Below are 6393 nucleotides of genomic sequence, written 5' to 3'. Positions count from 1 at the left end.
TGAAAGGTGTCTTTGGCATGCGCCGCGTTCATGTCAGAGGGAATCAAGCCGTGCATAATGACATTGGCTTGATGCTTATGAGCATGAATTTAACGAAACTGATCCTCGAACTCCGAAGAAAAGGAGGGTGTACTTCTACATCTTCAGAAAAAATACAAAAGAACAATGAAGACCATCTAAAACCGACGGTTTTCATTGTTCTTTTTGTTTGTTAAGAGCTGGTTTTTTCCCAGCCCCACTTTTTTACGTTATAGACTGTTTTACATACGACCGGCTATTAGATCATAAATAAATACAATCAGAACAGCACCGACGATGGCAGGAAGGATAAAGAATCCACCCAACTCAGGTCCAACTTGGAATAGTGCATGACCGGCCCATGCTCCTATAAATCCAATAATAATGTTACCAATAATTCCACCTGGAACATCAGTACCGACAATAGCCTGACCGATTGCTCCAATGACTCCACCTACTATAAGTGACCAGATAAAACCTAACATACAATCTCTCCTCTTCATTAATTTTCTATAGTATTAGTATAGGAAACTGTCATATTTTATTCAAATATTTGAACTCGAGAAAAGATAAATTTGTCTTAGTTTAATCTTTTGAACTTTCTGCAGGTTCAGTCAACTGCATAAGTTGCTCCTTGAGTCTTGATTCCAGTTGCTGTAGCTGTACTTCTGCTTCTTTACGTTTGGAACGCCCTTCTCTTTGAATCGATAGAGTTTCTTCAAGGGTTTCGACGAGATCTGCCTGTGTTTTTTCAAGCGTTTCGATGTCGATAATGCCTCGTTCATTTTCTCTAGCTGTTTCAATAGAGGACTGTTTTAGCATTTCTGAATTTTTAGTAAGCAGGTCATTAGTCGTTTCGGAAACTTGTCTTTGGGCCGTCACAGCCTCTTTTTGACGAAGCAGGGTTAATGCAACGACAATCTGATTTTTCCATAAAGGAATAGCTGTATTAATAGATGTCTGAATTTTTTCGCTTAATGCCTGATTAGTATTTTGAATCAGTCTAATTTGAGGAGCCTGTTGAATTGTCATCTGTCGGGCAGTTTTAAGATCGTACACCCGCTTATCTAGTCGGTTCAGGAATTGATTCAAGTCATTGACTTTCTGAACTTCCATTTGGTTACCGCTGTTTTCAGCATGTGTTACTGCTTTTGGGATTGTGTCATTTTGCAGTTCATCAATTTTTACTTCACCAGCTGCAATAAAGACATTCAGAGCTTCAAAATATTCATAGTTTTTATCATACAGTTCATTCAGCATGACATTGTCTTTCAGTAACAACTCGCGTTCCTTGTCCAGTTTTACAGCAATTTTGTCGACTTGAGCACCAATTTTCTGATATTTTGCAGTTGTTTCATAAATTGACCGGTTGATTTTTCTGAACATCTTTTTGAATATGTTCTGATCTTCAGCTTTCAGTTCATTTGGATCGGCTTCTTTTAAGCGGAACATCAAATCATTTAGTGTTTCACCAATATGATTTGTTTCCTGATTCTGAACATGGTTCAGTACGGAATGAGAAAATTCACCCAGCTTCTGCTGAGCCTGTGCTCCATAGTTAAGAATGGCATCCGTATCAGTTGTGTCAATCTGTTTGGCTAAATCATAGGCCTGCTTTTGTCTGTTTTCTGGGAGTGTATCAATTATTTTTTTACTTTTTGGTTTTTCTTCTAACTCGTTGCTGCGGGATGTGTTCTTTTTTTCTGCTGAATCTCCAAAGGGATTAGTCAGCAAATCTTCAATTTCAGCAGCCTGAGGGGTATCAAATAGATCTTGATCTTTTTTTGTCATACTAACAGCTCCTCATCAAATAAATATTAAAATTCGTTTCTCTTTTTGTTAAGGTTGTGGTGGGCTAATTCAATTTCAGTATCCAAATCTTCCAAATCATTTTCCTTAAAAGCTACATAGTCATCAGTGATCTGACTGCACATTTTGTCAATTGTCTGTGCTGATTTGCCTAATATGTCATAAGTGGCTTTACTTTTTGCCTTGTGATTCTCTATTTCAACATACTTGCTTACCAAATCATCTAAAGAAGGCAGATGGACGTATAAGAATTTGTTCACTTCATGCAGTCGATTGGGTTCTTTTGTAATCGCGCTGAACAATGATTTAGATAATGAAACGGTATTGTTGCGCGACTCGATAGCTCTCAGTTTACCGGATTTTTCCATATTGCTTTCGATTGATACAATATGCTTTTTAGCAGTAAGCATAGTCTGTCTGAAGTAGTGAATATCTTCTTTTTCAAGTCCTTTATCCAGATAGAACTTTTCTTTATCTGTTGTCAGACGTGGTAATTTTTCTTTAGACTTGCTTTTTCCGGAACGATTTAAAAGTGACTTCAATAGTATCACACCTGCTCCTATACTTAATCCTAACGCTAAAAATCCGTTTAAGTCAAAACCGCCAACTAACATTATAAACATAAATAATGTGACAAGCAGTGTTATGGTATAAACTACAGTAGTATATAAGGTTGAATGTTTCATGTTCGTATCCTCCGTTCTCAAGAAACGTTATCTGATTATATCTTTATAATAGCACAAAAGTTTGAAGAATTAACATCAGACCTAAGGAGTATTTAAAAGAGCCAATTGACGGATTCAGTAGTGAAAAGAATGTGAGAATAGGTTATGATAATACCATTGAGGAGTGAAAATATGGAATTTTTTGAAGAGACCGTTTCGGAGAAATCTATTTATAAAGGTAATGTTACAGAGTATACTGTACAGGAGGTCAAACTCCCTGATGGAAAAATGGCGCAAAGAGAAATTGTAAGGCATGCAGGTGCCTCAGCAGTTATTCCTTTTAAAGAAGATGGCCGTATGGTGCTGGTAAAGCAATACCGCAAGGCAATTGATCAGCTCAGCATAGAAATACCGGCAGGTCTTAAAGATGACGGGGACGAGTCTGGACTTGTGACGGCTAGACGAGAATTGGAAGAAGAAACAGGTTATCAGGCTGATGAATGGGCATTTATTACATCGTTTTACAGTACGCCTGGCTTCACTGATGAGTACCTGGAGATTTATGAGGCCAATGGGTTGAAAAAAGTTGAAACCCCATTGGCGATGGATGAAGACGAGACCATTGAGCTGATAGAAGTGACGTTTGATGAGGCCTGGGAGTTATATGAGCAGAAGTTACTCAGGGATTCTAAAACTGTATTTGCTCTGTTTTACTGGAAGATGAAAAGACTACAGGAAAGCTTAAGTTAAAGGACTGAATAAAAATGCCTTCACGATCGGAAATAAAAAAACAGCAGGTTGAAGAACAGAAAGCATTGAAAAAAGAAAAGAAACGCGAGAAAAAAAGTCAAAGACAAAACGAGCGAGCACTGGCTAAGCAAGGCAAGACAAGTAAAAAAAGGCTGGATGAAATGGGACGGTACAGGCAAGTAGAGAAACGTCTCAATCTGGCTATCATCATTGTCTTACTGCTTTTAATTATAGTGTTAGCCTTTGTTTTTTTCATTTAAGAGATAACAGATAGGGGAATACGTGTGAAAATAGGAATTATTGCTGCAATGGAACAGGAAATTAAGTCACTAAAAGATGAACTGACAAACAAAAGGGAAACCACAGTGGCCAATCTGACATTTTTTGAAGGAGAAATAGGCCATGCGCCTGTCGTATTAGTGCAGGCTGGTATTGGAAAAGTGAACGCAGCGATTGCGACCACTTTACTGATTACTTTTTTCGACGCAGATACAGTGATTAATACCGGATCAGCTGGAGGAATTGGTGAAAATCTGAGTGTAGGGGATTTGGTACTTTCCACAGAATTGAGTTACAATGATGCAGATGCTCGAGCATTCGGCTATACTTATGGGCAGATTCCTCAAATGCCAGAGCGGTATGAAGCTGATGAAGCAACGCTCTCTCTGCTTAAGCAAGCTGCTCTGGATAGTAACTGGGAAGTAAAACATGGCTTGATAGTGACAGGTGATTCCTTTATTAATGACAAAGAGTCTATCCGTGCAATAAAAAATCATTTCAGTGAGGCGCTGGTAACCGAAATGGAAGGTGCTGCTGTTGCGCAAACCTGCTTTCAGTTCCAGGTGCCATTCGCTGTAGTCCGGGCAGTATCAGATGTCGCCGATGAAGAAGCCTCTCTCTCATTTAATGAATTCATAGAATTGGCCGGTAGAAAATCAGCTGAGATGGTACTGCGCTTCATTGAATTGAAGGAGGACTGAACAGCTTCCTGCAATCGAGAAGAAACTATTTAGTCAATATAAAAGGACTGCAATAATAATGACTGGTTACATTAGGGTAAGATATTTATCCTGATGTGACCAGTCGTTTTTTTAGGCAAATAAAGTTTTTGTGAAAGATTGCATTAGTTAAGATAATCCGATACACTACTAAAAGAGAATGATAATCATTATCAATTAGAATTGTTGTCATTGTTTTAGTATGAATAAGGGTGAGGTCATCATGAAAACTATAAAAAGTACGACTAATAATTTCACAGGAATAATGGTATTACTCCTGGCGATGTTAATAACTCTTTCGATATTTACTGGCGTGAATGACATTCGGTTAGCTGACTTATTTCACTTAACAGATTCTCAAAAACTCATTCTATTGACAACGCGTATTCCGAGAACAGTGAGCCTGGCACTGTCAGGAAGTACTCTTGCTGTCTCAGGTCTTTTAATGCAGCAGATGACTCAGAACAAGTTTGTATCGCCTACAACGGCTGGAACATTGGCCAGTACTCGGCTAGGGATTGTCATAGCTATAATCTTTTTTTCCCATTCCTCGCTGGGCTATAAGACGGGACTGGCTTTTATATTTGCACTAGCTGGTACATTTTTGTTCATCCTATTTGTCAGAACGGTTAAGTTGAAAAACGCCGTCATGATTCCACTTGTGGGGCTCATGTATGGAAATATAGTCAATTCACTCAGTACATATTTAGCCGTTCAGTATGAAGTCGTTCAAAATACGTCTTCCTGGCTTATGGGAAATTTTGCATTGATATCTTCAAATAACTATCAATTGTTGTTTTTATCAATTCCGCTGTTTTTTTGCATACTCCTGCTTGCGCATTATTTCACTATCATAGGATTGGGAAAAGATGTGGCGAAGGAGTTGGGTGTGCCTTATGGACTTCTTGAGTTTTTAGGCGTTTCTATTGTGTCCCTGGCAACCGCTTCGGTAATTCTAACAGTGGGGAGTATTCCTTTCGTAGGCATTGTTGTTCCAAACCTAGTGTCCTTGAAAAAAGGGGATCACTTTGGAAAAATACTCCTGCCCACTGCTTTTGTCGGTGCTTTATTTATGCTAGTGACAGACATCTTGTCACGTACATTAATTTACCCCTATGAAATTCCAATCAGTATCGTTATTGGTGTAGTTGGAAGTGTTCTTTTTCTCTATTTGCTGCTGAAAGGTGAATCCGTATGAAAACTAAACAACTGAATTTAGTATTTTTATTGCTGTCTGTGAGTGTCGCATTCTTTCTTTTTTTATACTTGACTGTGAACACCCGAGGACATTTAAGCTTTGCTTTAAGCTTGAGAAGTCAGCGAATACTCCCTTTCTCTTTGGTTGCGGTCGCATCGACAGTCTCTACTATTACATTTCAGACGATGACTCAAAATGTCATACTGACGCCTAATATTATCGGATTGGATGCGCTGTACGTCTTACTCCAAACTGTCGTTTTCTTCTTATTCGGAATGAATCATGTTCTTGCTTCTAACCAGCACCTTAATTTTTTTGTGAGTCTTTTGCTGATGATTGTAGGAAGTCTTGGGATGTTTTGGATATTTTTTAAAAAATATCCCGGGAAAATATACCTCTTGCTGATGACAGGACTGATTCTGGGAACGTTTTTTAACAGCTTCAGTCAGTTTCTCCAGGTTATCATCGATCCAAACGAGTACGACAGTCTATTCTCACGAACGATTACGAGTTTTAACAGGGTGGATGTCACGCTAGTAAATGTCTCACTTCTTCTTGCTATACCATCACTAACTTATCTGTTTCGGCAAAGCAGAACGCTTGATGTTCTTCACTTAGGAAGAGAGTATGCGTTGAACCTCGGAATTGATATCGACGCTTTTTATTTCAAACTGTTTATCCTAATCAGTATACTGACAGCCGTAACAACGGCACTTGTAGGCCCCGTTTCATTTCTTGGTTTTATAGGAGCAAATATTGCTTATAAGGTTTTCAGTACATACAAGCACTCTACACTTTTTATAGGGGGAAGCCTCGTCTCTATACTGTTTATTCTGGCAGGTCAGCTGCTTGTTGAGCATGTGTTTAAGCTTCAGACTACATTAGGCGTCATTATTCAGTTTGCAGGTGGGGTATATTTTCTAATTATATTATTTAAGGAAAGGAATGGCTGAGC

At 38.6% G+C, this 6393-nt stretch carries 8 protein-coding genes and 1 pseudogene; 6 read left to right on the top strand and 3 right to left on the bottom strand.

Annotated features, from left to right (window positions below; all coding sequences use genetic code 11):
- Positions 1-215 (top strand): annotated as a pseudogene (locus tag ACYVLS_RS05450) (IS5/IS1182 family transposase); the annotation flags it as partial.
- Between the two features lie 45 nt (positions 216-260).
- Here ACYVLS_RS05450 and ACYVLS_RS05445 read toward each other — a convergent pair.
- The 3 genes from ACYVLS_RS05445 to ACYVLS_RS05435 form a co-directional block, all read right to left on the bottom strand.
- Positions 261-503: a GlsB/YeaQ/YmgE family stress response membrane protein gene (locus ACYVLS_RS05445; RefSeq protein WP_460322132.1), complete on the bottom strand. Its 243-nt coding sequence runs from the start codon at positions 501-503 to the stop codon at positions 261-263.
- A 100-nt stretch (positions 504-603) separates the two neighbouring features.
- A complete protein-coding gene (locus tag ACYVLS_RS05440; RefSeq protein ID WP_460322130.1) occupies positions 604-1809 on the bottom strand; it encodes a toxic anion resistance protein in 1206 nt (401 codons plus the stop codon).
- Positions 1810-1835: 26 nt separating this feature from the next.
- A complete protein-coding gene (locus ACYVLS_RS05435; RefSeq protein ID WP_460322128.1) occupies positions 1836-2513 on the bottom strand; it encodes a 5-bromo-4-chloroindolyl phosphate hydrolysis family protein in 678 nt (225 codons plus the stop codon).
- A 171-nt stretch (positions 2514-2684) separates the two neighbouring features.
- Here ACYVLS_RS05435 and ACYVLS_RS05430 point away from each other — a divergent pair, with 171 nt between their 5' ends.
- The 5 genes from ACYVLS_RS05430 to ACYVLS_RS05410 all read left to right on the top strand — a co-directional run bounded on the left by ACYVLS_RS05430 (position 2685) and on the right by ACYVLS_RS05410 (position 6391).
- Positions 2685-3242 carry an NUDIX hydrolase gene (locus ACYVLS_RS05430; RefSeq protein WP_460322126.1) on the top strand — a complete coding sequence of 186 codons (558 nt, stop codon included), beginning with the start codon at positions 2685-2687 and terminating at the stop codon, positions 3240-3242.
- Positions 3243-3256: 14 nt separating this feature from the next.
- Positions 3257-3502: a hypothetical protein gene (locus ACYVLS_RS05425; RefSeq protein ID WP_460322124.1), complete on the top strand. Its 246-nt coding sequence runs from the start codon at positions 3257-3259 to the stop codon at positions 3500-3502.
- Between the two features lie 24 nt (positions 3503-3526).
- Positions 3527-4222, top strand: coding sequence for a 5'-methylthioadenosine/adenosylhomocysteine nucleosidase (locus tag ACYVLS_RS05420; RefSeq protein ID WP_460322122.1), 696 nt, complete (start codon positions 3527-3529; stop codon positions 4220-4222).
- A gap of 241 nt (positions 4223-4463) precedes the next feature.
- Complete coding sequence (locus ACYVLS_RS05415; RefSeq protein ID WP_460322120.1) at positions 4464-5438, top strand: ABC transporter permease; 975 nt, start codon at positions 4464-4466, stop codon at positions 5436-5438.
- A complete protein-coding gene (locus ACYVLS_RS05410; protein WP_460322118.1) occupies positions 5435-6391 on the top strand; it encodes an iron chelate uptake ABC transporter family permease subunit in 957 nt (318 codons plus the stop codon). Before ACYVLS_RS05415 ends, ACYVLS_RS05410 begins: the two co-directional genes overlap by 4 nt.
- Positions 6392-6393: the final 2 nt, after the last annotated feature.

The sequence above is a fragment of the Alkalibacterium psychrotolerans genome, from assembly GCF_054784355.1.
Note: the sequence above shows the minus strand (reverse complement) of the source record. Positions and strands in the feature narration are given on the sequence as shown.